Here is a 22521-nt window from a genome sequence, read left to right as displayed (position 1 = left end):
TGAATAATAAAAATCCCCGTTACCGAGGGGGATTTTTTATTATGTGAGTATCGCAAGTTTAGATTTTTATTCTTCGTCAAACAGCCCTGCGAACAGTACCGATGACAGATAGCGCTCCCCTGAGTCCGGCAGAATCACTACAATGGTTTTGCCTTGCCACTCTGGACGTTCTGCGACTTTAACTGCCGCAGCAACTGCAGCACCTGCGGAAATGCCGCTCAGGATTCCTTCTTCATTGGCTAAGCGACGAGACCAGGCAATTGCTTCATCACTGCTGACGGTTTGCACTTCATCGACGATCGATAGATCGAGGTTTTTCGGTAGAAAGTTTGGACCAATACCTTGTATCTTGTGCGGGGCTGGTTTTAGCGGCTCGCCGTTGCGTGTTTGTGTAATGAGCGGGGATTCAGTGGGCTCTACGGCAATACTATGCAATGCCTGACCTTTGACTTGTTCGAAGTAACGCGATACGCCGCTGATGGTTCCGCCCGTGCCTACACCTGCGACCAAGGCATCCACTTTCCCACCTGTTGCTTCCCAAATCTCAGGTCCGGTAGTTTTGACATGGATTTCTGGGTTGGCAGGGTTTTCAAATTGCTGGGGCAGAAAGTATTTTTCAGGGTCGCTGTCCTTGATGCGCTGTGCTTCATCTACAGAGCCTTTGATGCCGAGTGCGGCATCGGTCAGGACGAGTTTGGCGCCCAATGCTTTGAGCACTTTGCGGCGCTCCAGACTCATGCTGGCGGGCATGGTTAGAATGATTTCATAGCCTTTTGCAGCGGCAACAAAAGCAAGGGCGATCCCGGTGTTACCACTGGTGGGTTCAACAATCGTTACCCCTTTTTTCAGAACGCCACGTGCTTCAGCATCAGCAATTAAATTGGCGCCGATACGGTCTTTGACCGAAGCTGCAGGGTTGCGGCTTTCGATCTTGGCGAGTAGGGTCACACCAGCTGGTGCCAGTTTATTTAGGCGGATCAGCGGGGTATTACCAATCGATTCGGCATTGGAGTTGTAGACGGCAATGCCAGAATTTTTCGTTACGGATTCAGAAGCTTGGGCTGCTATAGTCATAATTCTATCTTTTAAGGTGGTGACGGAAGTGAAAAATTGATATAGGTCTATGGTGCACTGAAATACAGGCAATGATCAATAACAGTTTGTGTAAATGTGAAATAATTAACTATTTGTTTATAAATAATAAAATGTGTTTAATGTGCATTTTGAGTATGCTTTGCAGGATAAGTTATAAGTCGTCGGGATAATTTGCAGCTTTTTGAAAAAGCATATCTCAAATTTTTAGAATGGCAAATGCCCGAAAAGGGTCTTGATTTAGGCATGATGAGTTTTTAGAGAATTGCTTAGGACAATCATGAAGCCTGAAACACTTGCCATCCATGCCGGTTATAGCCCTGATCCCACCACGAAGTCGGTTGCAGTACCGATCTATCAAACGACTTCGTATGCATTTGATAGTACTCAGCACGGTGCCGATCTCTTTGATCTGAAAGTGCAGGGTAATATCTATACCCGTATTATGAATCCGACCACAGCCGTCCTTGAGCAGCGTCTCGCAGTGCTGGAGGGCGGAATCGGTGCGCTGGTGGTGGCATCCGGTATGGCTGCAATCACCTATGCAATTCAAACCATTGCCGAGACGGGGGATAATATTGTTTCCGTATCGGCTCTTTACGGGGGAACCTATAATTTATTTGCGCATACCTTCCCACAGCAAGGCATCGAGGTGCGCTTCTTTGATTATTCAAAGCCTGAAGAAATTGCCAAGCTGATCGACTCCCGCACTAAGGCGGTATTTATCGAAACCATTGGCAATCCACTTGGCAATATTGTGGATCTAGAAGCGATCAGTGCCATCGCGCATCAGCACGGTATACCTGTGATTGCAGATAGTACGGTATCAACACCCATCCTCGGGCGTCCCTTTGATCATGGTGTGGATATTGTCGTGCACTCCCTGACTAAATATATCAGTGGTCATGGCACCAGCATTGGCGGTGTGATTGTTGATAGCGGTAAGTTTCCATGGGGCAAATATCCGGAGCGATTCAAGCGCCTAAACACCCCTGATGTTAGCTATCATGGGGTGAATTATGTTGAGGCGTTGGGTGAGGCTGCATATATCGCCCGTGCGCGCGTGGTGCCACTGCGTAATACTGGTGCTGCAATTAGCCCGTTTAATGCTTTTCAAATTTTACAAGGCTTAGAGACCTTACCGCTGCGTATTGCCCGGCATAGTGAGAATGCACTGAAAGTTGCGCAATATCTGCAAAAGCATGACAAGGTGACGTGGGTCAAATACGCAGGACTTCCTGATCATCCAGAGCATCATCTGGCGCAGAAATATCTCGGGGGGCAAGCATCAGGCATTCTGTCTTTTGGCGTGAAAGACGGTCTGGAAGGCGGTACCAAGTTTATTGATGCATTGCAGTTGATCACCCGCTTGGTGAATATTGGTGATGCGAAAAGTTTAGCGACTCACCCTGCGACCACGACTCATCGTCAGCTTAACCCTGAAGAGCTTGCGAAAGCTGGCGTGAGTGTCGATCTGGTGCGTATTTCGGTAGGGCTGGAACATGTCGATGACATCATTGCCGATTTGGAACAGGCATTGGCGAAAGTCTAAGCCGTTTGCCATACTTGATGGTTTTCCCTTGATATCAGGATGGAGGAAGTTGTCCATCCTGATTTTTTATTTTGTGCGTTGGCCTTAGATATGGAGCGCAGACATTTACATCGCTTTCTCGCAGTTGATCATCCAGGGAATCCCGAACTGATCGACCAACATGCCAAAGCGCTGCGCCCAAAAGGTTTCTGCGATCGGCATATGGATCGTGCCATTTTCGGCGAGTCCAGCAAATACACGTTCCGCCTCAGCAGGATCTTTGATTTGTAGAGAGGCATTAAAACCTTGTGGCGTGACTTGATGACCCTCAGGCATATCTGCACCCATCAGCACAGATTGACCGATGTTCATACGCATATGCATGATCTTATCCAGCCATTCAGGAGCTGTTTCAGCCGCCATCGGCGAGTCTTTATGGGTGAACTTCATGGTGATGGTTCCACCCAAAACCTTGGCGTAGAAATTAAACGCTTCTTCGCATTGACCTTTAAATGAGAGATAAATATTCAGTTCCATGATGCATTCCTTTGTGGTTGTTTTGCGTTGTTGTGGCGGGGTGAATCTTTTTATTGGATGAGCATAAATCTTGTTTGTGACAGCTTATTGAATCACCAGTCCTGCGCGGTTTAAACGCTCAGTGACAGAAGCCAGATTACCTTCATATCCCAAATACATGATCCTGCCATGAGAAGACGATACAAGCAGATATTTTTCCGTCACCGATTGAATGCGATCAACGGCAATCAGTTTTTCAACAAACAACTCGTCATTGACGATTTCAGTAATTTCTTTATGGTCTTCGGTATAACCGTGAACGAGTAGTGCAGTTTTAACCCGTAATGAAATGAATTTCATGAATCAATATTCCTAATCGTGTGTCGAATATAGTAGTTATCAAATTCATCTTGTTCAATGCGCCTAAAGCCATGGCGCTGATAAAAGCGATTGGAATCACTGTCTTTCAAGGCGCCAACACGTATGGGCAGACCTTGAGTGTCAGCTTCGATAAAGATATGGGCTAAAACTTGACTGCCTACTTTTTTTCTTTGTGCTTTGGGGAGGACATACAGATGGTCGAGCAACAATTGATTGAGTACGGGTTTGACTACGACAAAGCCCACTTTACGACCATTGATTTCAATAAAGCGCGTGTGCTCTGGTGAGAAGCCCTGGCGAAAACGCTCCCTCGCGCGCTCCGGATCAAAGCGTCCAATCCGTTCCAGGCTCTCTCGCATCGCCGCAATACGAATTTCAACGAGTTGCTCGAAGTCATCGGTCTGGACTGCTGAAAGCGTGATCGGCGCAATTTTGGACATATTCTATACTCTGCAAATCAAAGGAGCGTTGAATGCTCTTGGTCTTAGTGCTTAGAGAGTCACATCGATCACTTCACCAGACCATGTGCTTCCATTCTTTGTCGCAATTATTAAAGCATTTCCCGTGCCGAGAGCGGTCACAATTAAGCTGCCATCAGGTGCCCAGAATGCACTTTTTCCTGCGGAGATATATTCTCCTGAAGGCCCCGCATGATTGGCCATAAGCACGCCTATGTGATGCTGCTTTGCATAGCCTTGTAGTAGAGCCGCATCTTTAGCATAGCCCGATTCAGAGACTAATACACTGGCAACATAGAGTGAAGCCCCCGTCGCTGCGGCCTGTTCTGCATGAATGGGGTGCGTGGTATCCGCACAAATTCCAAGTGCAAATGACTCGTCTCCAAGCGGGTATTTGAGATTAATTCTTTCGCCGCTGATTGCATAAGGTGCTTCGCTGCTATGTACATATTGTTTATGGTATGTCTGCATCGTGTCATCGGGAAAAAAAGTGATCGCGCTGATGGTGATACCATCCGCTGCTTCAAGAGGAACACCGATCACCACGGTCATCTGTATTTCGTTGACCAATTTCCGAATGGGACCTAGGCGGGTATCGTCGGGTTTGATCGCGAGACTCTTGAGTAAAGGTAGTTCATAACCAGAGAGCGATAGCTCTGGAAAAACCAAAAAGTTTACGCCTGTTTGATGCGCTGCACGCATGAATTTCAGATGAATGTCGATATTGGCAGCAATGTCCCCTGCGAGAGATATCGATTGTGCGGCGGCAATACGGAGCGTAGACATAACGTACTCAGACTCAGAAGTTCTTCATGGATAAGAATGGGGCCGCACCGAGAGTTTTAGACTCACTCAACCAGCGCTGTATCCGATTTTTCAGTTACAACAGGTTCATCGTGTGGCAATTGCCAGAAAATCCATGCAGCAGCCGAGGTCATGAGCCCTACACAAATAAAGGTGGAGTGGAAGGCCTCTAAGGTATTTGCCACATTACCCATGATCTGGGTAAACCCAGCCAAGACCGCTGCAGCACTGGCAACCCCCAAACTCATCGACAGCATCATCACCATTGACAGCAGTCCATTGCCACTGCTGGCCAGCTTGCCATCGAGGTCTTTTAAGGTCAACGTATTCATACAGGTGAACTGAATGGAGTTAAAGAAGCCAAAGAGTCCCATGTGAATCACACGCAGCCATGTAGGTTCGTCACCGGTCATCAGCGCAAAACTGGCGATGCTGAGTCCCACCAATACCGTATTGGCAACCAGCACTTGGCGATAACCAAACTTACGTACCAGTGGCGTGACAAAGTTCTTGGACAGCATCGCTGCGAGGGCCACTGGGATCATCATCATCCCGGCTTCAGCAGGAGTATGACCTAAGCAAACTTGTAGTAGCAGTGGCAACAAGAACGGCATACTGCCGCTACCGATGCGTGCAAACAGATTGCCCAAAACCCCAATTCGATAACTCGGCAAGATAAAAAGTTTAAGACTAAATAAGGCAGCATCCCCTTTACGACCCGCATGTAGCCAATAGGTGGTGAGGGATACAAATCCAAAAATCAGGAGCAGCATCACGGTGGCGTGAGGCAGATGGAGTTCTGATAGTCCATCCAGAGCAATCGATAATGCCACCATGCCACTGGTCAATAGGAAATACCCTGCACTGTCAAAAGGCATCAACGCATCACTACGGATATCGGGCATAAAACGTAATGTGGCAAGTCCGCCAATGATCCCGATCGGAACGTTGATCAGAAAGATCCAATGCCACGATAATGCTTCAACGAGCCAGCCCCCGAGAGTCGGACCAATCAGCGGACCTATAAGACCGGGAATAGTGATAAAACTCATCGCGGGCAAAAACAAGTGACGTGGCAAGGCACGCAGCATGGTCAATCGCCCTACAGGGAGTAGCATTGCACCGCCGACGCCTTGTACCACACGAGAAGCCACGAGCAGCGGTAGTGTTTGTGAGCTGGCGCAAAGAATCGAACCCAGCGTAAACAGGAAGATCGCACTGAAGAAAATCTTACGCGTACCAACGCGATCTGCAAGCCAGCCACTGACTGGGATGATGATCGCCATGGTGAGCATATAGGCGATGATGACTGACTGCATGCGCAGTGGGCTTTCGCCAAGGCTTCGTGCCATGGCGGGCAAGGCGGTATTTACAATCGTAGAGTCCAGAGCTTGCATGAAGAACCCCATCGCAACTAGCCACAGGAGTGGTCTATAGTTCTGGGGCTTATCAGATGCCATACTTGGCGTGTCGCTGCTGGACGTCATACGATTTCGCTTCTTATCAAGGCAGAAAGTATCAAAGCTTACGCTATCAAAGCAGGATAGCGCTTATGATTTACAATCCTTACTCAAAAAACATTAGCCAAAGAAAATGGCAGAGCCTGCAAGTACTGCTGCAAGACGTTCACCGCCTTTGACATACTGGCTGGCGTAGCGCTGTAGCGTACGACCCAGTAGTAAGCCAGTGCCATATAAGCCGCCCAAAGTCACCAGCATTCCTGCGAGGAACACTGCTGGATTGAGTCCGGCAGGAACCTCAGCCCCATGTGCAACGCCATGGAAGAGGCCTAAGGCCGCCACTATGCCGAGAAATGCCGAATGCGAACGCATCCATAAGGCGACTGCGAGCACAAGCAGTGAAGCACCAATCCCGTACTCAGCCCAATCCGCACCGATCAATCCGGCTACGCCTAAACTAAAGCCCGCAACCAATGCACCCATAAGAAATACAAGCCCAGCAACGCGGGCACGCTTGAAGGTACGTGCCATGAGTAAACCAAAACCCAAGCCCATCGCGAGATGGTCGAGTCCAGTTAACGGGTGCAGCAAACCTTCAACAAAAGCCGCCTGATGTCCTGCATGACCCGGATGGGCGAGAGCGAAGCTTGAGGCCAGTAAGGTCGTGAATAATACAGCCAGTCGAGAAATACGCATATTTATACTCCATGGAAATCTAAAATGTAGAGGACACTTGCTTAAGAAGCGGTGAGTAAACCTTGCTTTTCGATGAACGCGATAATCTCATCCAGTCCATCACCATCTTTCATATTGGAAAATTGAAAAGGACGATCGCCGCGCATGCGTTTGGCATCTTGCGCCATGATCTCAAGAGACGCGCCGACCATTGGAGCTAAGTCGGTTTTATTGATGATCAAGAGGTCTGACTTGGTAATGCCGGGGCCGCCTTTGCGTGGAATCTTTTCGCCGCCTGCGACGTCGATCACATAAAGCGTAAGGTCAGAGAGTTCTGGGCTAAAGGTTGCCGCCAAATTATCCCCGCCACTTTCAATTAGAATGAGCTCAAGATTCGGGAATTTACGATTGAGATCGGCAATTGCCGCAAGGTTAATTGAGGCATCTTCGCGAATCGCGGTATGTGGACAACCGCCTGTTTCAACACCAACGATACGGTCGGGCGACAAGGCTTCGTTACGGGTTAGGAAGTTTGAGTCTTCTTTGGTATAGATGTCGTTGGTCACTACGGCAAGGTTATAGCGGGTACGCAGGACGCGGCAGAGGTTGAGTGTTAGCGCTGTTTTGCCTGAGCCAACAGGACCGCCGATACCGACGCGAAGGGGAGAGCGTTCAGACATGAGATGTTCCTTTTTCCTTTAAATATAGGTGATGTACTAAGATCTAAATAAACGTGAATACTGACTTTCGTGCCCAATCGATAACATCGCAAGTCCTGGTAAGCTACTGCTGATGATCGCATCACTTTGCAAAGCGCGCGCCACACCTGCGGGGACTTGTGCATAGACTGCCCATAAAATTCGCTGGCCACTGATTTGCCCGAGGGGCACGGTTTTAACCGCTGCAAGTACAAGATTCTCAAGTTGGGTAAAGGCATATGCGGTTAGGCATTCTTCTGTTTGCAGCCCTAGGCTGACACACAGCACCGCATAGACAGGTAGGAAGCCCAAACGCTCATCAACCGTCACCGGAATTTTGGCGACTTCCCGTACCCAAGCGGTGAGAGAGAATCCCAATTGCCGTGTTTCTGCGAGCAGTTCACTGCTTTCCCGGCTGGCACAATATTGCGCTGCAAGCTGCTGGAACTCTGCATTATTTTTGTCACGGCTTGCCTGCATCATACGCGCCAGCATCGGCAGTTCAAATCGCGTAAGCATCAGCTCCAGCACATCTTCAAAATAGGCAAGAGCAGTCGATTCATTCCGAATCCACTCCCGATCAATCGCCGACTCCACGCCTTGAGAGTAGCAGTATGCACCCACGGGCAGTGCAGTCGAGCTCAACATCAACAATCTCAATAAGGATTGTGGTGTCGTGATCGGGATGGCGCTTTGAGTCAGATTAGACATGAGTTGTTTGGATCAACCTTTAGTGGTGAACTGGTAGTGGGCGCAATCGTGTTTCATGCGCATGCTGCGCATAAGCGCCGCTTTCGGGCTCAAACGGATGTTGCATCCTTGCCACTGTCAGCCCCAAACCTTCGACCATTTCTGCCAGTACATGATCGGGCTCAAAGTAAACGGCATCGGGGGTGAGCATGAGCGGTACGTGACGATTCCCCAAGTGATAGGCGGCTTTAAGCAAAGTGAACGAATCCGATGCCGAAGCTTGCATGACCGTCTCAGGAGCTGCAATGATTCGCAAGGCTTCATCGGTCTGCGTCGCAATATATGCGCCACTGCGTAGCACACCCGTACGCGGCAGATCCACACCGATGTCAACGCCGCTCGCGAGGGTTGCGCGGAAGCGAGATTTTTGACGGGTGTCAAAAGGCAGGGCAAGGGTTTCAACGTCTGCTTTGGGCTGGAAGTCCTTTGGGAGGCGGATAGTGTAGAGGTTCATGAATGTATTCCATTGGGGTGAATTGCCCAGCTTTTTAGACAAGGCAATATTGATTTTTTAGTCTTAATAAATGGAAATTTCCTTAAAATAAAAAATACCTTTGCGTCAGCGGCAACACATCCGCAGGCTCACAGGTCAGTAATACCCCATCCGCACGCACATGATAAGTCTCAGGATCAACTTCCATCACTGGCAAATAGTCATTGAGTTTCATATCACTTTTGCGTAGTTCGCGGGTTTTAGAGACTGCACTGACTTGTTTCTTCAGTTTCAACTGATGATGCACGCCTTCGTCAATCGCCAGTTGCGAGAGGAAGGTTAGGCTAGAAGCATGTACACCTTCAGGCAATGCCCCAAACATCGGACGGAAATGCACGGGTTGTGGGGTTGGGATTGAGGCGTTGATATCACCCATCGGCGCTGCTGCAATCATCCCGCCTTTGATAATCATCGACGGTTTTACACCAAAGAAGGGCGGACGCCAGAGTACGAGGTCGGCGAGTTTACCGACCTCAACCGAACCGACCTCATGGGAGAGTCCGTGAGTAATCGCAGGATTAATTGTGTATTTGGCGATATAGCGTTTGATGCGGTTATTGTCATTGCGTGAGCTATCGCTTGAGCCGTCGAGCAGGATGAGGCCTCCACGCTGTACTTTCATTTTATGTGCAGTTTGCCATGTGCGGATGATCACCTCACCGACACGACCCATGGCTTGCGAGTCCGAACTCATCATTGAGATCGCACCGAGGTCCTGCAAGATGTCTTCAGCCGCAATCGTCTCACGGCGGATACGGCTTTCAGCAAAGGCGACATCTTCGGCAATAGCGGGATCAAGGTGGTGACAGACCATCAGCATATCGAGATGCTCATCAATGGTATTAACCGTGAATGGTCGTGTCGGGTTGGTTGAGGAGGGCAGCACATTGGCTGCACCAATGGCTCTTAAGATATCGGGTGCATGACCGCCACCAGCGCCTTCGGTATGGTAGGTATGGATGGTCCTGTCTTTAAAGGCTGCAAGAGTAGTTTCAAGGAAGCCCGCTTCATTCAAGGTGTCTGAGTGAATCGCAACTTGCACATCAAAGCGATCCGCGACCGATAGACAGTTATCGATTGCTGCTGGTGTTGTACCCCAGTCCTCATGTAGTTTTAATCCAATTGCGCCCGCGCGGATTTGCTCTTCAATGGGCTGTGGCAAACTGACATTACCTTTGCCCAATAAACCAATATTCATCGGTAAGCTATCAATCGCTTGTAGCATACGCGCCATATGCCAAGGACCCGGTGTCACGGTCGTTGCACTGGTGCCAGCCGCAGGACCCGTGCCACCACCAACCATGGTCGTGATGCCAGACATCAGAGCGGTTTCAACTTGCTGGGGGGCGATCCAGTGGATATGAGTATCAATACCACCAGCAGTCAGGATTTGTCCTTCGCCTGCGATGACTTCGGTTGCTGCACCTAAAGGGATATCGACATTGGGCTGGATGTCTGGATTGCCTGCTTTACCGATTTTCCAGATGCGACCATTCTTGATGCCGACATCGGCTTTGACGATACCCCAGTAGTCGATGATGAGCGCATTGGTGATGACGGTGTCGGCAACATCTGCAGCCAGCAGTTGGGATTGACCCATGCCGTCACGGATGACCTTGCCGCCCCCAAATTTTACTTCCTCGCCGTATACGGTGTAGTCGTGTTCCACTTCGGCGATGAGGTCGGTATCGGCAAGACGAACACGATCCCCTTTGGTTGGACCAAACATTTCTGAATAAGCGCGGCGTGACATTTTCATGATTAATTCTCGGTAGCAGTATTGCCGTCTGTATCTGATAGCGGACCCATGACCCGTCCTTGAAAGCCGTAGACCGTTTTTAGTCCTGCCAGTTCAACCAATTCCACACGGCGTGTTTGACCGGGCTCAAAGCGTACGGCAGTACCCGCAGCGATATTGAGCCGAAATCCACGAGCGGCTGCACGATCAAATAGCAGCCCATCATTGACTTCAAAGAAATGAAAATGCGAACCCACTTGAATTGGACGATCACCGACATTGGTAATATCAAGCGTGCGTGTTTCGCGTCCGGCATTGAGTTCTATGTCGCCTTCATCGAGGAAATATTCACCAGCAATCATCATGTTTTCCCTTTTTAGTGTGCTGTACAGATCATTGATTTGCTGCGATCAGATAATCGGTTGATGAACCGTGACCAGTTTTGAGCCATCAGGAAAGGTCGCTTCGACTTGAATCTCATGGATCATGTCCGCAATACCATCCATTACATCATTACGGGTGAGCAGGGTAGTCCCGTAGTGCATGAGCTCACTGACGCTCTTGCCATCACGAGCACCTTCTAATAGCGCCGCAGAGATATAGGCAATGGCTTCAGGATAGTTGAGTTTTAAACCGCGAGCTTTGCGTCTTTCTGCCACAAGTCCTGCGGTGAATATCAGCATTTTGTCTTTTTCGTGCGGCGTGAGTTCCATGGTGCTTCCTTTTGCGGGTATTGCTGATCAGTCTTAAATAGTTATGAAAGAATCATACCAAGAGCGATAACCTATTTTGAATAAGTCATATGCCTCACTTGACATTCCGCGCCTAATCTTTCATCCATCTGGAAGAAAATGCTAATCGCTTACTTCAAGCTTTCAGATACAGTCTGATCATATTACAAATTGTGATTAAGCGGACACTTCATTGGGGGTGTCATTTGAGCGGTTAAGCAAGATGTGGAGCGTAGTGAATGTCTGATTTCGTAGAGAATAGTGTAGAGTCGTTTATTGATGAGTTGCAATCGGCTTTAAAGAACAATCCAAAACCCATCAATATCAAAGCCCTTAAAAACTGGGAACCGTCGGGCCTCACGACCGCACTACTGCGTAAAGTTCAAGGCTACGCGACAGGTATGAAACGTCGCAGTACTTTCGTTAAATCTCAAAAGATTGTCTGGCTTGAAGGCGGTAATCCGCATGGCGAGCCTGTCTTACTCCTGCACGGCTTTGCTTCGAGTAAAGAAAACTGGGTGTTATTACTGCCGTTTCTAACCCGACGTTATCGGGTATTTGTACTGGATTTACCGGGTTGGGGTGAGAGTGAGTTTAACTATGTTGAGCAATATAGTTTAGAAAAACAGCTTGATCGCGTCGACAATTGGACTGGGCGCTATATGCCCAGTCAGTTTCATATCGTGGGCAGTTCGATGGGTGGAGGCATTGCTGCTCTCTTTACGGCGCGCCACCCAGAAAAAATACTCAGCTTAACGCTCATGAATGCATTAGGGGTATTTGGCCCCGAGTCGACTCATTTTGAGCAAGAGCTGAAAAAGGGGAACAATCATTTGATTGCGCATCGTCTGACCGATGTTGTCCGTATGATGAGTACTGTGATGTCTTATAACCGCTGGACATTGACGGCGTTATTGGTGCCCTTGATGTATCAGGAGCTGGTTTCAAGACGCCATATCAATCAGCATATGTTTCACCAGTTACTTGAGCATGCCCCACCGACCATGTTTGAAGGAATTGCCCATATCACTTCGCCGACTTTGGTGCTGTGGGGAGAGAAAGATCGCATACTACATGCTTCCTGCGCCACCGTATTCAAACAGCTCATTCCGCAAGCCGAGGTGAAAGTCTTCAGTGAAGTTGGGCATTTGCCCATGGTTGAAGTGCCGCAAATGACGGCGCGTGCTTTATTGGGTTTTTGGCGGCAATTGTCCAAAAAGCATAAAGTCAAAGATCATCACGGTTTATCCGCTGCATAATTTAATCCGCTCGGTGATATGAAGATTGAGGGGAGAGGGACTGATTCTGGTTGTCACAAGAGTCCCCTTTATCTTTTGCTGATTTGGGGCTAAAACAGACATTTCAAATTGGATGAGTGGAACTGTGATGACGACAATTCGTGCCTATGCCGCACTTGCGGCCAATCAACCCTTACAAGCTTTTCAATATGAAGCTGGTGCGCTCAAAGCGCATGAAGTTGAAGTCAAAGTTGAATATTGCGGAATCTGTCACTCTGATATTTCTGTGATTGATAACGAATGGGGCAATAGTATTTACCCCGTTGTTGGTGGTCATGAAATTATTGGCAAGATTACAGCATTGGGTGCAGAAGCCCGTGGACTCGAAATCGGGCAAACGGTGGGTATCGGTTGGACTGCCGACAGTTGTCAATATTGCGATCCGTGTATCCACGGTAAACAAAACCTCTGCGCAACATCAACCGCAACGATCATTGGTCATCATGGCGGCTTTGCTGAAAAAGTTCGTGCCAGTTGGCAATGGGCGATTCCGCTACCAGACAATGTCGATCCGGCCAAAATGGGTCCAATGCTATGTGGTGGTATCACGGTATTCGCACCACTCTTGCAACATAACACCTTGCCGATTCATAAAGTGGGTGTGGTGGGCATTGGTGGTCTAGGTCATATGGCGATCAAATTGTTTAAGGCATGGGGCTGTGAAGTTACCGCTTTCAGTTCGAATCCAGAAAAGATTGATGAAGTCAAAGCAATGGGCGCGCATCAGGTGGTATCCAGCCGCAGCAAAGCTGAACTTGCCAAGATCAAAGGCACGCTTGATCTCATCGTAAGTACGGTGAATGTACCGCTGGAATGGAACTCTTATCTTTCCGCGCTTGCCCCAGAAGGCACGCTGCATGTGGTTGGTGCCGTGCTAGAGCCGATTCCTGTTCCTGCTTTTAGCTTGATTGGCGGTGCGAAGAGTGTGTCAGGTTCACCCACGGGTTCACCCTGGGCGCTGCGTACTATGCTTGATTTTGCTGCCCGCCATGGGATTGCGCCGCAAGTCGAAGAGTTTCCAATGTCGCAGATCAATGAAGCCATTGAGCATGTTAAAAGTGGCAAAGCGCGTTATCGCGTGGTGTTAAAAGCGGACTTTTGATGTTGATGTGGTGATGAGAAATCTGAAAAAGCCAGAGTATATGACGCTGGCTTTTTTTTATGGGGGAACTTAAGGATTACTTGACTATTCAACCAATCGCTCTTTAGGAAAGCGGCATAGAAACGTCGAGCCTTGCTCACGCTTTGAGGTGATCTCCAAGCGTCCCTCATGCTGCAGCATAACGTGTTTCACGATAGCGAGCCCCAGCCCCGTACCTCCGGTATCACGGCTGCGGTCACTATCAACACGGTAAAATCGCTCTGTCAAACGATTAATATGATGCGACTCAATGCCGATCCCGTTGTCCGTCACGCTAAAGCAGCAGTCATCGCCATCATCAAACCAGCGGACTCTGATGATGCCGCCTTTGGGTGTGTACTTAATTGCATTGGTAATCAGGTTGGTAAACGCACTGGTCAGCTCTTGCTCAGCGCCGAGAATACTGCGGAAGCTTTCGATCTCCAGATTCAACTCGTGCTTGAATTCAGCATTATAGGCTTGAGCATCATCAAAGATTTTGTTCAATAAATAGGGCATATCAATGACTTTGCGTTCAGTCTGTGCACTGCTATTTTCCAGGCGTGATAGCAATAGCAAGTCTTTGACAATGTTAGTCATGCGTGTGGTTTGTTGGCGCATTTGTTCAAAGCCACGGCGCCAGCGTGGGTTAAGGTCATCCTGATCCATGTAGGTTTCAAGATAGCCCGACAGTACAGTCAACGGGGTACGTAGCTCATGCGAAACATTGTCTACAAAGTCTTTGCGCATTAACTCTAAATTATGCAAGCGGGTAACATCGTAAGCGACCAGCAAGCGATCATTTTGCCCAAAGCGGGTGAGTTTACATTGAAAGTAACGCGCTTCATTAATCCACGATTTAAGCTTAATCTCTTGGCTATAGTTACCTTGTTGGTAGTAACTGACAAACTCTGGGGCACGGCAGAAATTCAGGATATTGCGACCTTGATCGCCAGACTTTAAGCCCAGTATTTTTTCTGCAGCAGGATTCCACCACTCAATCAGTGAACTAGCATCGATCAGGACCACCGCTTCTTCAAGCGCGGCAACAGAGGTTTGTGCACGGCTGATGACACCCAGCAGATTTTTGCGTGAACGATGTTCACTGATCTGGATACGGGTGATGTTGTACAACAGTGCAGACCAGACACCACCCAGTTCAGGAGGTTCTTGATCGGGCGTGTGCTGCATCCAGCGATAGAGTCGATACAGTGAATACCACTGTAAAAGTAAAAATAGAAACAAAGCCAGCAAGACCGCCAGCCAAGGCATACCAACGACCCAGCCGATGCAAAAAAAGATTAGCACCAGCCCAATTAAACGTAATAAATCCTGATAGACAAAGTCTAATAAAGAGGTCGTTGAATTACTCATGTGGGCAGTTTAGCCGATTTCAGCAGAATGCTGTGAATCATTATGATCTGCCCTTATGGCTTTAAGTTGCCGGTTGCAAGTCGATGCGGGTCGAGAAACGATATCCTGTACCTCGCACCGTTTGAATAAAGCGATCAAAGCCATGTGGCTCTAATACTTTGCGTAAACGGCGAATATGCACATCAATGGTGCGATCTTCCACGTAGACATTACCACCCCACACTTGATCAAGCATTTGAGTGCGGGTGTATGCACGTTCTGGGTGCGTCATAAAGAAAGCGAGCAGGCGATATTCAGTCGGCCCCATTTCAACCGTATGCGTTCCAACACTGATGCGCTGGCTCACCGGATCTAATGTCAAGCCATCGGCATTGATTGCACGGTCGGCATTAAGCGCACTGGCACGGCGCAAAACCGCTTTTATGCGCGAGACTAATTCACGAGTCGAGAAGGGTTTGGTCATATAGTCATCGGCGCCTGCATCAAGACCTTGCACTTTGTTGTCTTCTTCTCCGCGAGCGGTCAGCATAATGACGGGTATTTCAGAGAGGGACTCATCTTTCTTTAAGCGGCGACAAAGCTCAATCCCGCTCATACTGCCCGGCATCATCCAATCGAGTAAGATGAGTGCTGGGCGTTGATCGACGATAATGGCATGTGCGGTACGGGCATCTTCGGCTTGCACGCAGTCAAAGCCTGCGAGATCAAGCGCGGTGTGAATCATTTCACGAATAGGGGCTTCGTCGTCAACAATTAAAATACGGTCTGTCATGGTTTCTGTGATCCATTTGCTGGCAACACACTGCCCAGTGCAATGCGTGATAACCAGATCGTGACAATTGTTTAGGATATTTTTAAGTTTAACGATAGTTAAACAATATCCAAAAGCAACGTCAAACTAATAATGACAGTAATATTACAACGAATATTGTTACGGTTTGATTACGGCAAGATTCTTGCTTATCGTCTTTCATCCCGTAATTCGCCCAGATTATCGACAAAAGCCCACTATTTTTGATCTTAATGTCAGTGACAGCATCAACAACTGGTGCTAGAGTGAATGCCGTTTTGTCTTTTTGACAGGTTGTATTGCATAAATGCATCGTGTCTATGATGGGTCTCATTGAGACGGTATTTTATATTTTAAACATCGGCATCTAATTTTTTTTTTGATTAAGCACTATGTGTATATGCCAACTTATATCCTCCATGCGAGCTTCTACTATGACTCTTCCTGTCGTTCAACTACCAGTGCTCAATCTATCTACGCATCCGTTTGATTTGTTGTTAGCGGGTTTAGGGCTACGCATGATTCAGTTGGCGTATACCAGTCCAGAATTTAAGGCGATTTTAGAAAATCGTTCATTCACCATTCAGATTGAGTCGCAAGATGGCATCGCCCGTAATTTTACGGTGCTGAATAATCAGGTCAGCATGGCTAGTGGTCTTGCACCAAAACCAGATTTCACTTTACGTTTTAAAGATGGCGACTCAGCGGTACAGATTCTCAAACAGGGGAATCCAGCGGCATTTATGACCGGCATGCAAGATGGCTCTGTACAAATGGAAGGCGACTTTAGTTTATTGATGTGGTTTAACCAAGCTTCAAAAATGATTGTGCCAAAGATTCCGAAACCGATCTTGGCCAAAGTCAAGCCTGCGCTCAAACATGCGCGTAAGTTGCAGTCACGTTTTACACGTGCACGCTCTGCATAAAACGGTTAGATTCAGGTTAGATTGTTTTTCGGCAATAGGATAGGTTGAAATGATGCTACGTAATGATTGGACACGCGATGAGATCGCGGCACTCTTTGATTTACCCTTCAATGATTTGATGTTTCAGGCGCAGACTGTCCATCGTCAGCATTTTGATGCCAATGCAATTCAGGTCAGCACCCTGCTTTCAATCAAGACTGGCAATTGCCCCGAAGATTGCGATTATTGCTCACAATCCGCTCATCACCAGACTGCACTCGTTCCTGAAAAGAAAATTGCGATTGAAAAAGTTTTAGAAGCGGCCAAGGCCGCACGTGATACCGGTGCTTCACGTTTCTGTATGGGTGCAGCATGGCGTAATCCACATGAGCGTGATATGCCTTATGTGCTGGAACTGGTCAAAGAAGTCAAAGCCATGGGGCTTGAGACCTGTATGACTTTGGGCATGTTGTCCTCCAACCAAGCAGAGCGTTTGGCGGAAGCTGGGCTGGATTATTACAATCATAATCTGGATACCTCTCGCGAGCACTACGCACATATCATCCGTACTCGTACCTTTGATGACCGCTTGGATACCTTGTCTCATGTCCGTGCCTCAGGCATGAAAGTCTGTAGTGGCGGAATCGTTGGATTGGGTGAGTCGCGTCAGGATCGTGTGGGTCTGCTGCATGAGTTATCGACCTTACCTTTGCATCCTGAATCCGTGCCGCTAAATCTGCTGGTTGCTGTAGAAGGAACCCCCCTAGGCGATACCCCGCAACTGCCGGTGATTGAGTGGATTAAAACTATCGCTGTTGCGCGTATTTTGATGCCAAAGAGCTATGTGCGCTTGTCGGCAGGTCGTGAAGGGCTCACAGATTCTGAACAAGCATTAGCATTCTTAGCTGGCGCGAATTCACTGTTTTATGGTGAGAAGCTATTGACGACACCCAATGCCGATTCATCACGTGATGACCGGTTATTTGAGACGCTCGGCTTACACCGTGAAGCCGCTCGTGTTGATGTGAAGTTGACGGCGCTTGATGCGATGAGTGCGTAATTGCAATCTTGATGTATAAAAAATCCCCCTTCATCACAGGGGGATTTTTGTTTTAGTCGCTCAAGATCACATATTGATTGTTGAGTCAGTATTCATCAGCCTGTAGAACTTGATATGACGCTCAATGCTTTTAATCTCTCTGAACAACTGGCTAGTCTACAAGCACAGTCTCTCAAGCGTACTCCGCGTGCACTCTCTCATGGGGTCACGCCGAGTATCTGGCGAGATGGTAAAGAGTTCCTGAATTTTTCCAGCAATGATTATCTCGGCATTGCTGGTCATTATGCCCTGCGCGATGCCGTGGTGGAGACACTTAACCAACACGGCATTGGTGCAGGCGCTGCACATTTGATCACGGGTCATACTGAACTCCATGAGCAATTGGAGCGCCGATTGGCCTTGATGAGTGGCTATCCGCGTGCTTTGCTGTTTTCTACCGGTTATATGGCGAATATGGGCGTGCTGGAAGCGCTTTTGACGCCCAAAAGCACGGTCTATCAGGATAAGCTGAATCATGCTTCACTGATTGATGGTGCCCGCTTAGCGGGTGCTGTGCATCGTCGTTATCCGCATCAGGACTTGGCGGCACTTGAACATTGGTTAGCAAGTGATACCTCGCCTTTAAAGCTCATTGCGACTGATCAAGTTTTTAGTATGGAAGGCACTGAAGCCCAACTGGAGCCACTTCGACAACTTGCCGATCAATATCAAGCGGCGCTGATGATTGATGATGCACATGGTTTTGCGGTACGTGCTACGCCGCTGCCAAAGGTCGATGTCTATATGGCGACATTGGGCAAAGCGGTCGGTACCTTTGGTGCATTTGTGGCGGGTTCTGACGAACTCATTGAATTCTTGCAGAGCCGAGCTCGAACATTCTGTTTTACCACGGCAACACCCCCTTTGCTTGCGGCAGCGACGTTAGCGGCACTGGACGTGATTGAAAGTGAAAGTGAAAGTTGGCGCCGTACAAGGCTGGTAGCACATATCGTACGGCTACGTACTGCACTCATCGAGCAAGGTTGGCAGTTGACGGATAGTCAGACGGCAATCCAACCGATCATCATTGGTGCGGCGGATCGGACGTTAGCGATCTCCAAATGGTTGGAGAAGCAAGGGGTATTGGCCGTTGCCATCCGTCCACCCACAGTGCCAGTGGGCACCAGTCGGCTACGCATTACGCTCTCTGCTGCGCATTTGGATGAAGATATTGATCGATTGATTGAGTGTTTACAGCAAGCAAGAATTGTTTTTCCTTAAAGGGATGTGAGCCATGATTCTGGATTTCAATGCCATTGAGATTTTTGTCAGGACGGTGCAAGCGGGTAGTTTATCTGAAGCCTCGCGGCGCACACATGTCCCGCTGGCAACGCTGAGTCGCAGAATTATTGCACTGGAGAAACAACTCCAAGTCCGCTTATTTGAGCGTGGATCACAAGGGGTAAAACTCACTGAGCAAGGTTCACGTTTCTTTGAGTATGCGGTGCAAGGCGTTGAAACATTGCACGATGGCATTCATCAACTGCATGCCGATGAGAAGAAAATCCAAGGACTACTGCGGTTGTCTATCCCACCTAGTTTTACGCCGTGGTGGTCACTACTACAAGCCTTTCAGCAGACTTACCCGCTTATCGACCTCAAAATTTTTAGTACTGATCAGCGGATGAATTTAACCAACGATAGCATTGATGTGGCACTACGTGTCGGTGATGTTGTCCATGAACAAATGATCGCAAGACGCTTGCTGAGCTACAGGCATGTGCTGGTGGCGAGTCCTGCGTTTCTTGCCAAGCATGGTGTGCCGACGGCGCCGGAAGATATTTTATCACTGCCTTGTGCGGGTTGGTCTAAGATGGATGATGAGCTGCACTGGAACTTGGGTGGCGACTTACTGACGCCACGATCGACGTTACTGACCAATAACTATCAGCATTTACATCAGGTAGCACTCAGTGGCGATGTGATAACAGAGCTACCGCCTTTTATTGCGAAAGAGTCCATCCAAGCGAGGCAGCTTGTACCCTTGCTTATCGACTATCCGATGCCTGAGCAACAGTTAAATTTGCTCTATCCATCGCGGCGGTATCTCTCAAGTGTTGTGCGTGCTTACTTAGATTTTTGTCAGGCGGAGATTGGCAAATTTATGGATGTGGCTTGAGTAAACAAATCGTATTCTTTTGAAGTAAAAAAGCCTTCTCGAAAGAAGGCTTTTTTCTGATGGCTTTTAGAGCCCTGCGCGAATCATATCGACCGCTTTTTCGGCAATCATGATGGTTGGGGCGTTGGTGTTGCCATTGACTACCGCAGGCATGATCGAGGCATCAATCACGCGTAAGCCTGCAACGCCATAGACTTTGAGGGTTGGACTGACCACAGCCATCTCATCAGTACCCATTTTACAGCTGCCCACTGGATGGTAGACCGTATCGACCCGTGCACGCAGCACGGCACGAATGTCATCATCGGTTTTCACATCGGCCGTAAAGAGATCTTTGGTGATGGTGTCTTTAAACGCATTGGCATCCATCAGCTTCTTGGTCATCTTAAAGCCATCGACCATATCTTCAACATCAGCAGGATCACCGAGGAAGTTAGGATCAATCAGTAGCGGATCATCCATTGTCGGACCACTGAGTTTCACCGTACCGCGGCTGCGTGGATTGAGCAGACACACATGGCAAGAAATACCATGACCCAAGTGCATGGTACGGGCATGGTTATCGACGAGCGCAATGACAAAGTGGAGCTGAATATTGGGGATGTCGAGACTGGGTTTAGTCTTCAGAAAACCGCCGCATTCTGCGAAGTTACTGGAGATCATACCCGTATGGTTCTTGCGGTACTGCTGGATCTGACCGAGCACCCGGAAAGAACCAGCAACAGAGAGACCAAAGCTATCTTGAGTATTGTTTGATTTGTAGCCGAAGACAAAGTCAGGGTGGTCATGCAGATTTTTACCCACACCTGGCAAGTGGTGAATCACGGGAATCCCTTGTGCTTCAAGTTCAGCACGATCGCCAACTCCTGAAACCATCAGCAGTTGTGGAGATTGAAAAGCACCAGCTGACACGATGACTTCTCGGGTTGCTCGGATAGTTTTCTTTATGCCATTTTGCTTAAATTCAACGCCGACGGCACGACCATTTTCAAAAATAATGCGTTGGGCGAGGGCATTGATCTCTATGTGCAGATTGGGGCGTTTATCCATGTGTGGAAATAGATAGCCTTTGGCGGCACTACAGCGTTCACCATTGATCTGAGTGACTTGGTAAATGCCTAAACCTTCTTGCTCAGCACCATTGAAATCGTCATTGAGTGGATAGCCGACTTCACGGGCTGCGGCAAGGTAAGTTTGTTGTAGGGGATTATCTGTTCTCAGTTCACTGACGTTGAGTGGGCCGCCTTGACCGTGAAATTCATTGTGGATGCGTTCGTTATTTTCAGCTTTTTTAAAGTAGGGCAGCACTTCATCATAAGACCAGCCTGTATTTCCCAGAGCCGCCCACTGATCATAGTCTTTACGGTTACCGCGGATATAAGCCATCGCATTGGTTGCAGAAGAACCACCCAAGCATTTACCACGCGGTTGATAGCCTTTGCGACCATTCAAGCCTGATTGCGGGACCGTTTCGAGGGCCCAGTTATTCATTTTAGTCGGCATGATGACTACGGCGCCGACAGGTGTATTCACCATCCAGCTGTTACCGCCGCCGCCTGCTTCAAGAAGACATAACGATAAGCTTGGGTCTTCGGTCAAACGTCCTGCCAGTACACTACCTGCAGAACCGCCTCCAATGACGATATAGTCGTATTCAGTATCCCGCGATGCCGCTGCTGTTGTGTGATCAGTGTTGTTCATATCGCTCTATCCATAGAGGGTTTAGTACCCTTGATTATATTGAAAAGCTATGCCAAAAGAGGGTTTGTGGCGAATTTTGTTTGGTTATTAGCGAGTTTCATCTTCAACCAGAGTTTGAGTGAAATCTTGTCCTTGAATCATACCGATCCATAATTTAAAAAGGTGATATTTTTCAATATTTTTCTAATACAAAAAAGAAAGGTTGGGTCATACCGATCAGATCCATGATGCCCAAGAGTGTATTGTCATCGACCTTACGAAAGACATCGTGGATCGGGTGACCATTATAGATCATGGTGGCAGAGACTTTGCCACGAAATTCGGTCATACGCAGGTGTGCTTTGGGCTTTTGTGTTTTTAACAGGGGCATCAGCACCGAAAAGAAACGTCCAGCCAGTGCAGACTTCGGGGTTGGGAAGTCAGATGTGAGTAGCCATAACGGGATGTGCTCAGGATTGATTCGTATGATTTGATCAGCGCTGTTTTTAAAGAGCATGGGATCGACTTGGTCTTTGTCGTGAAACGCCTTACCATACCAGCCATAGGCTTCTAATAAGCCATCCATACGATGCTGAGTTGGAAAACCTGAACCATGCCAGCGACCCAGCATAAAATTCAGATCAACAGGCTCCAGTGAGTCATAGAGTGCCAGAGCTTGCTCCGTTGTTGTTCCTTTCCGCAAAGATTCAAATGTATTCATGGGAAGACTCTATGGTGTTGCACGGGTTAAGGTATCCATGCAACAAAATAGAGAAAAAGACGCGACTGATCTATGGCAAGAAGAGACA

The 22521-nt window shown here is 48.3% G+C and carries 24 protein-coding genes; 7 read left to right on the top strand and 17 right to left on the bottom strand.

Annotation, left to right across the window (positions count from 1 at the left end; translation table 11 throughout):
- Nucleotides 1-66 precede the first annotated feature (66 nt).
- A complete protein-coding gene (cysK, locus tag ACLHG7_RS02040; protein ID WP_410209417.1) occupies nucleotides 67-1074 on the bottom strand; it encodes a cysteine synthase A in 1008 nt (335 codons plus the stop codon).
- A gap of 298 nt (nucleotides 1075-1372) precedes the next feature.
- Here cysK and ACLHG7_RS02035 point away from each other — a divergent pair, with 298 nt between their 5' ends.
- Nucleotides 1373-2644: an O-acetylhomoserine aminocarboxypropyltransferase/cysteine synthase family protein gene (locus ACLHG7_RS02035; RefSeq protein WP_410209416.1), complete on the top strand. Its 1272-nt coding sequence runs from the start codon at nucleotides 1373-1375 to the stop codon at nucleotides 2642-2644.
- Between the two features lie 105 nt (nucleotides 2645-2749).
- Here the strand turns inward: ACLHG7_RS02035 and ACLHG7_RS02030 are convergent, their stop codons facing one another.
- The 12 genes from ACLHG7_RS02030 to ureA all read right to left on the bottom strand — a co-directional run bounded on the left by ACLHG7_RS02030 (nucleotide 2750) and on the right by ureA (nucleotide 11309).
- Entirely contained in the window at nucleotides 2750-3160 is a 411-nt protein-coding gene (locus ACLHG7_RS02030; protein WP_410209415.1) for a VOC family protein, read from the bottom strand.
- An 84-nt stretch (nucleotides 3161-3244) separates the two neighbouring features.
- Nucleotides 3245-3499, bottom strand: a complete 255-nt coding sequence (locus tag ACLHG7_RS02025) for a hypothetical protein (RefSeq protein WP_410209414.1) — start codon at nucleotides 3497-3499, stop codon at nucleotides 3245-3247.
- On the bottom strand, nucleotides 3496-3960 hold the full coding sequence (locus ACLHG7_RS02020; RefSeq protein ID WP_410209413.1) for a GNAT family N-acetyltransferase: 465 nt from the start codon (nucleotides 3958-3960) through the stop codon (nucleotides 3496-3498). The genes ACLHG7_RS02025 and ACLHG7_RS02020 overlap by 4 nt, the downstream gene beginning before the upstream one ends.
- Before the next feature lie 51 nt (nucleotides 3961-4011).
- The gene (locus ACLHG7_RS02015; protein WP_410209412.1) at nucleotides 4012-4764 is read right to left on the bottom strand and encodes a carbon-nitrogen hydrolase family protein; all 753 of its coding nucleotides are present in this window, start codon (nucleotides 4762-4764) and stop codon (nucleotides 4012-4014) included.
- A 62-nt stretch (nucleotides 4765-4826) separates the two neighbouring features.
- Nucleotides 4827-6269 carry a multidrug transporter subunit MdtD gene (gene mdtD, locus ACLHG7_RS02010; protein ID WP_410209411.1) on the bottom strand — a complete coding sequence of 481 codons (1443 nt, stop codon included), beginning with the start codon at nucleotides 6267-6269 and terminating at the stop codon, nucleotides 4827-4829.
- A 93-nt stretch (nucleotides 6270-6362) separates the two neighbouring features.
- Entirely contained in the window at nucleotides 6363-6938 is a 576-nt protein-coding gene (locus ACLHG7_RS02005) for a HupE/UreJ family protein (RefSeq protein ID WP_410209410.1), read from the bottom strand.
- Nucleotides 6939-6979: 41 nt separating this feature from the next.
- Nucleotides 6980-7597 carry an urease accessory protein UreG gene (gene ureG / locus ACLHG7_RS02000; RefSeq protein ID WP_410209409.1) on the bottom strand — a complete coding sequence of 206 codons (618 nt, stop codon included), beginning with the start codon at nucleotides 7595-7597 and terminating at the stop codon, nucleotides 6980-6982.
- Between the two features lie 36 nt (nucleotides 7598-7633).
- Nucleotides 7634-8302: an urease accessory protein UreF gene (locus ACLHG7_RS01995; RefSeq protein ID WP_410209674.1), complete on the bottom strand. Its 669-nt coding sequence runs from the start codon at nucleotides 8300-8302 to the stop codon at nucleotides 7634-7636.
- 43 nt (nucleotides 8303-8345) lie between these two features.
- Nucleotides 8346-8819, bottom strand: a complete 474-nt coding sequence (gene ureE / locus ACLHG7_RS01990) for an urease accessory protein UreE (RefSeq protein WP_410209408.1) — start codon at nucleotides 8817-8819, stop codon at nucleotides 8346-8348.
- A gap of 82 nt (nucleotides 8820-8901) precedes the next feature.
- Nucleotides 8902-10617, bottom strand: coding sequence for an urease subunit alpha (gene ureC, locus ACLHG7_RS01985; protein ID WP_410209407.1), 1716 nt, complete (start codon nucleotides 10615-10617; stop codon nucleotides 8902-8904).
- 2 nt (nucleotides 10618-10619) lie between these two features.
- Nucleotides 10620-10958, bottom strand: coding sequence for an urease subunit beta (locus tag ACLHG7_RS01980; protein ID WP_410209673.1), 339 nt, complete (start codon nucleotides 10956-10958; stop codon nucleotides 10620-10622).
- A 48-nt stretch (nucleotides 10959-11006) separates the two neighbouring features.
- Entirely contained in the window at nucleotides 11007-11309 is a 303-nt protein-coding gene (gene ureA, locus ACLHG7_RS01975; RefSeq protein ID WP_410209406.1) for an urease subunit gamma, read from the bottom strand.
- Nucleotides 11310-11566: 257 nt separating this feature from the next.
- Here ureA and ACLHG7_RS01970 point away from each other — a divergent pair, with 257 nt between their 5' ends.
- Nucleotides 11567-12586 (top strand): alpha/beta fold hydrolase, encoded by a 1020-nt coding sequence (locus tag ACLHG7_RS01970; protein WP_410209405.1) that lies wholly within the window; start codon nucleotides 11567-11569, stop codon nucleotides 12584-12586.
- A 127-nt stretch (nucleotides 12587-12713) separates the two neighbouring features.
- Nucleotides 12714-13727 carry an NAD(P)-dependent alcohol dehydrogenase gene (locus ACLHG7_RS01965; protein ID WP_410209404.1) on the top strand — a complete coding sequence of 338 codons (1014 nt, stop codon included), beginning with the start codon at nucleotides 12714-12716 and terminating at the stop codon, nucleotides 13725-13727.
- Between the two features lie 84 nt (nucleotides 13728-13811).
- On the opposite strand, the gene phoR is transcribed toward ACLHG7_RS01965, so the two are convergent.
- Nucleotides 13812-15119 (bottom strand): phosphate regulon sensor histidine kinase PhoR, encoded by a 1308-nt coding sequence (gene phoR / locus ACLHG7_RS01960; RefSeq protein WP_410209403.1) that lies wholly within the window; start codon nucleotides 15117-15119, stop codon nucleotides 13812-13814.
- A gap of 61 nt (nucleotides 15120-15180) precedes the next feature.
- Nucleotides 15181-15891, bottom strand: coding sequence for a phosphate regulon transcriptional regulator PhoB (gene phoB / locus ACLHG7_RS01955; RefSeq protein ID WP_114899555.1), 711 nt, complete (start codon nucleotides 15889-15891; stop codon nucleotides 15181-15183).
- Between the two features lie 452 nt (nucleotides 15892-16343).
- On the opposite strand from phoB, the gene ACLHG7_RS01950 reads away from it, so the two are divergent.
- The 4 genes from ACLHG7_RS01950 (at nucleotide 16344) to ACLHG7_RS01935 (ending at nucleotide 20032) form a co-directional block, all read left to right on the top strand.
- Nucleotides 16344-16835 carry an SCP-2 sterol transfer family protein gene (locus ACLHG7_RS01950; RefSeq protein ID WP_410209402.1) on the top strand — a complete coding sequence of 164 codons (492 nt, stop codon included), beginning with the start codon at nucleotides 16344-16346 and terminating at the stop codon, nucleotides 16833-16835.
- A gap of 49 nt (nucleotides 16836-16884) precedes the next feature.
- Nucleotides 16885-17874, top strand: coding sequence for a biotin synthase BioB (bioB, locus tag ACLHG7_RS01945; RefSeq protein ID WP_410209401.1), 990 nt, complete (start codon nucleotides 16885-16887; stop codon nucleotides 17872-17874).
- A gap of 114 nt (nucleotides 17875-17988) precedes the next feature.
- Complete coding sequence (locus ACLHG7_RS01940; protein WP_410209400.1) at nucleotides 17989-19134, top strand: aminotransferase class I/II-fold pyridoxal phosphate-dependent enzyme; 1146 nt, start codon at nucleotides 17989-17991, stop codon at nucleotides 19132-19134.
- 13 nt (nucleotides 19135-19147) lie between these two features.
- Nucleotides 19148-20032: a LysR family transcriptional regulator gene (locus ACLHG7_RS01935; RefSeq protein WP_410209399.1), complete on the top strand. Its 885-nt coding sequence runs from the start codon at nucleotides 19148-19150 to the stop codon at nucleotides 20030-20032.
- Between the two features lie 66 nt (nucleotides 20033-20098).
- On the opposite strand, the gene ACLHG7_RS01930 is transcribed toward ACLHG7_RS01935, so the two are convergent.
- The gene (locus tag ACLHG7_RS01930; RefSeq protein WP_410209398.1) at nucleotides 20099-21733 is read right to left on the bottom strand and encodes a GMC family oxidoreductase; all 1635 of its coding nucleotides are present in this window, start codon (nucleotides 21731-21733) and stop codon (nucleotides 20099-20101) included.
- A gap of 172 nt (nucleotides 21734-21905) precedes the next feature.
- Nucleotides 21906-22433: a DUF4334 domain-containing protein gene (locus ACLHG7_RS01925; RefSeq protein WP_410209397.1), complete on the bottom strand. Its 528-nt coding sequence runs from the start codon at nucleotides 22431-22433 to the stop codon at nucleotides 21906-21908.
- Nucleotides 22434-22521: the final 88 nt, after the last annotated feature.

Origin of the sequence: Aquirhabdus sp. (genome assembly GCF_046462495.1) — a bacterium.
GTDB lineage: Bacteria > Pseudomonadota > Gammaproteobacteria > Pseudomonadales > Moraxellaceae > Aquirhabdus.
This window is presented reverse-complemented; position numbering and strand designations above follow the sequence as displayed.

What these genes read in the sequence shown, in the direction of transcription:
- ACLHG7_RS02015 (WP_410209412.1), bottom strand. Translation starts at nt 4,764, where the DNA reads ATGTCTACGCTCCGTATTGCCGCCGCACAATCGATATCTCTCGCAGGG.
- ACLHG7_RS02020 (WP_410209413.1), bottom strand. Translation starts at nt 3,960, where the DNA reads ATGTCCAAAATTGCGCCGATCACGCTTTCAGCAGTCCAGACCGATGAC.
- ureG (WP_410209409.1), bottom strand. Translation starts at nt 7,597, where the DNA reads ATGTCTGAACGCTCTCCCCTTCGCGTCGGTATCGGCGGTCCTGTTGGC.
- ACLHG7_RS01980 (WP_410209673.1), bottom strand. Translation starts at nt 10,958, where the DNA reads ATGATTGCTGGTGAATATTTCCTCGATGAAGGCGACATAGAACTCAAT.
- ACLHG7_RS01970 (WP_410209405.1), top strand. Translation starts at nt 11,567, where the DNA reads ATGTCTGATTTCGTAGAGAATAGTGTAGAGTCGTTTATTGATGAGTTG.
- ACLHG7_RS02035 (WP_410209416.1), top strand. Translation starts at nt 1,373, where the DNA reads ATGAAGCCTGAAACACTTGCCATCCATGCCGGTTATAGCCCTGATCCC.
- cysK (WP_410209417.1), bottom strand. Translation starts at nt 1,074, where the DNA reads ATGACTATAGCAGCCCAAGCTTCTGAATCCGTAACGAAAAATTCTGGC.
- bioB (WP_410209401.1), top strand. Translation starts at nt 16,885, where the DNA reads ATGATGCTACGTAATGATTGGACACGCGATGAGATCGCGGCACTCTTT.
- phoR (WP_410209403.1), bottom strand. Translation starts at nt 15,119, where the DNA reads ATGAGTAATTCAACGACCTCTTTATTAGACTTTGTCTATCAGGATTTA.
- ureC (WP_410209407.1), bottom strand. Translation starts at nt 10,617, where the DNA reads ATGAAAATGTCACGCCGCGCTTATTCAGAAATGTTTGGTCCAACCAAA.
- ACLHG7_RS01935 (WP_410209399.1), top strand. Translation starts at nt 19,148, where the DNA reads ATGATTCTGGATTTCAATGCCATTGAGATTTTTGTCAGGACGGTGCAA.
- ACLHG7_RS01930 (WP_410209398.1), bottom strand. Translation starts at nt 21,733, where the DNA reads ATGAACAACACTGATCACACAACAGCAGCGGCATCGCGGGATACTGAA.
- ACLHG7_RS02030 (WP_410209415.1), bottom strand. Translation starts at nt 3,160, where the DNA reads ATGGAACTGAATATTTATCTCTCATTTAAAGGTCAATGCGAAGAAGCG.
- ACLHG7_RS01940 (WP_410209400.1), top strand. Translation starts at nt 17,989, where the DNA reads ATGACGCTCAATGCTTTTAATCTCTCTGAACAACTGGCTAGTCTACAA.
- ureA (WP_410209406.1), bottom strand. Translation starts at nt 11,309, where the DNA reads ATGGAACTCACGCCGCACGAAAAAGACAAAATGCTGATATTCACCGCA.
- ACLHG7_RS01965 (WP_410209404.1), top strand. Translation starts at nt 12,714, where the DNA reads ATGACGACAATTCGTGCCTATGCCGCACTTGCGGCCAATCAACCCTTA.
- phoB (WP_114899555.1), bottom strand. Translation starts at nt 15,891, where the DNA reads ATGACAGACCGTATTTTAATTGTTGACGACGAAGCCCCTATTCGTGAA.
- ureE (WP_410209408.1), bottom strand. Translation starts at nt 8,819, where the DNA reads ATGAACCTCTACACTATCCGCCTCCCAAAGGACTTCCAGCCCAAAGCA.
- ACLHG7_RS02005 (WP_410209410.1), bottom strand. Translation starts at nt 6,938, where the DNA reads ATGCGTATTTCTCGACTGGCTGTATTATTCACGACCTTACTGGCCTCA.
- ACLHG7_RS01925 (WP_410209397.1), bottom strand. Translation starts at nt 22,433, where the DNA reads ATGAATACATTTGAATCTTTGCGGAAAGGAACAACAACGGAGCAAGCT.
- ACLHG7_RS02025 (WP_410209414.1), bottom strand. Translation starts at nt 3,499, where the DNA reads ATGAAATTCATTTCATTACGGGTTAAAACTGCACTACTCGTTCACGGT.
- ACLHG7_RS01950 (WP_410209402.1), top strand. Translation starts at nt 16,344, where the DNA reads ATGACTCTTCCTGTCGTTCAACTACCAGTGCTCAATCTATCTACGCAT.
- mdtD (WP_410209411.1), bottom strand. Translation starts at nt 6,269, where the DNA reads ATGACGTCCAGCAGCGACACGCCAAGTATGGCATCTGATAAGCCCCAG.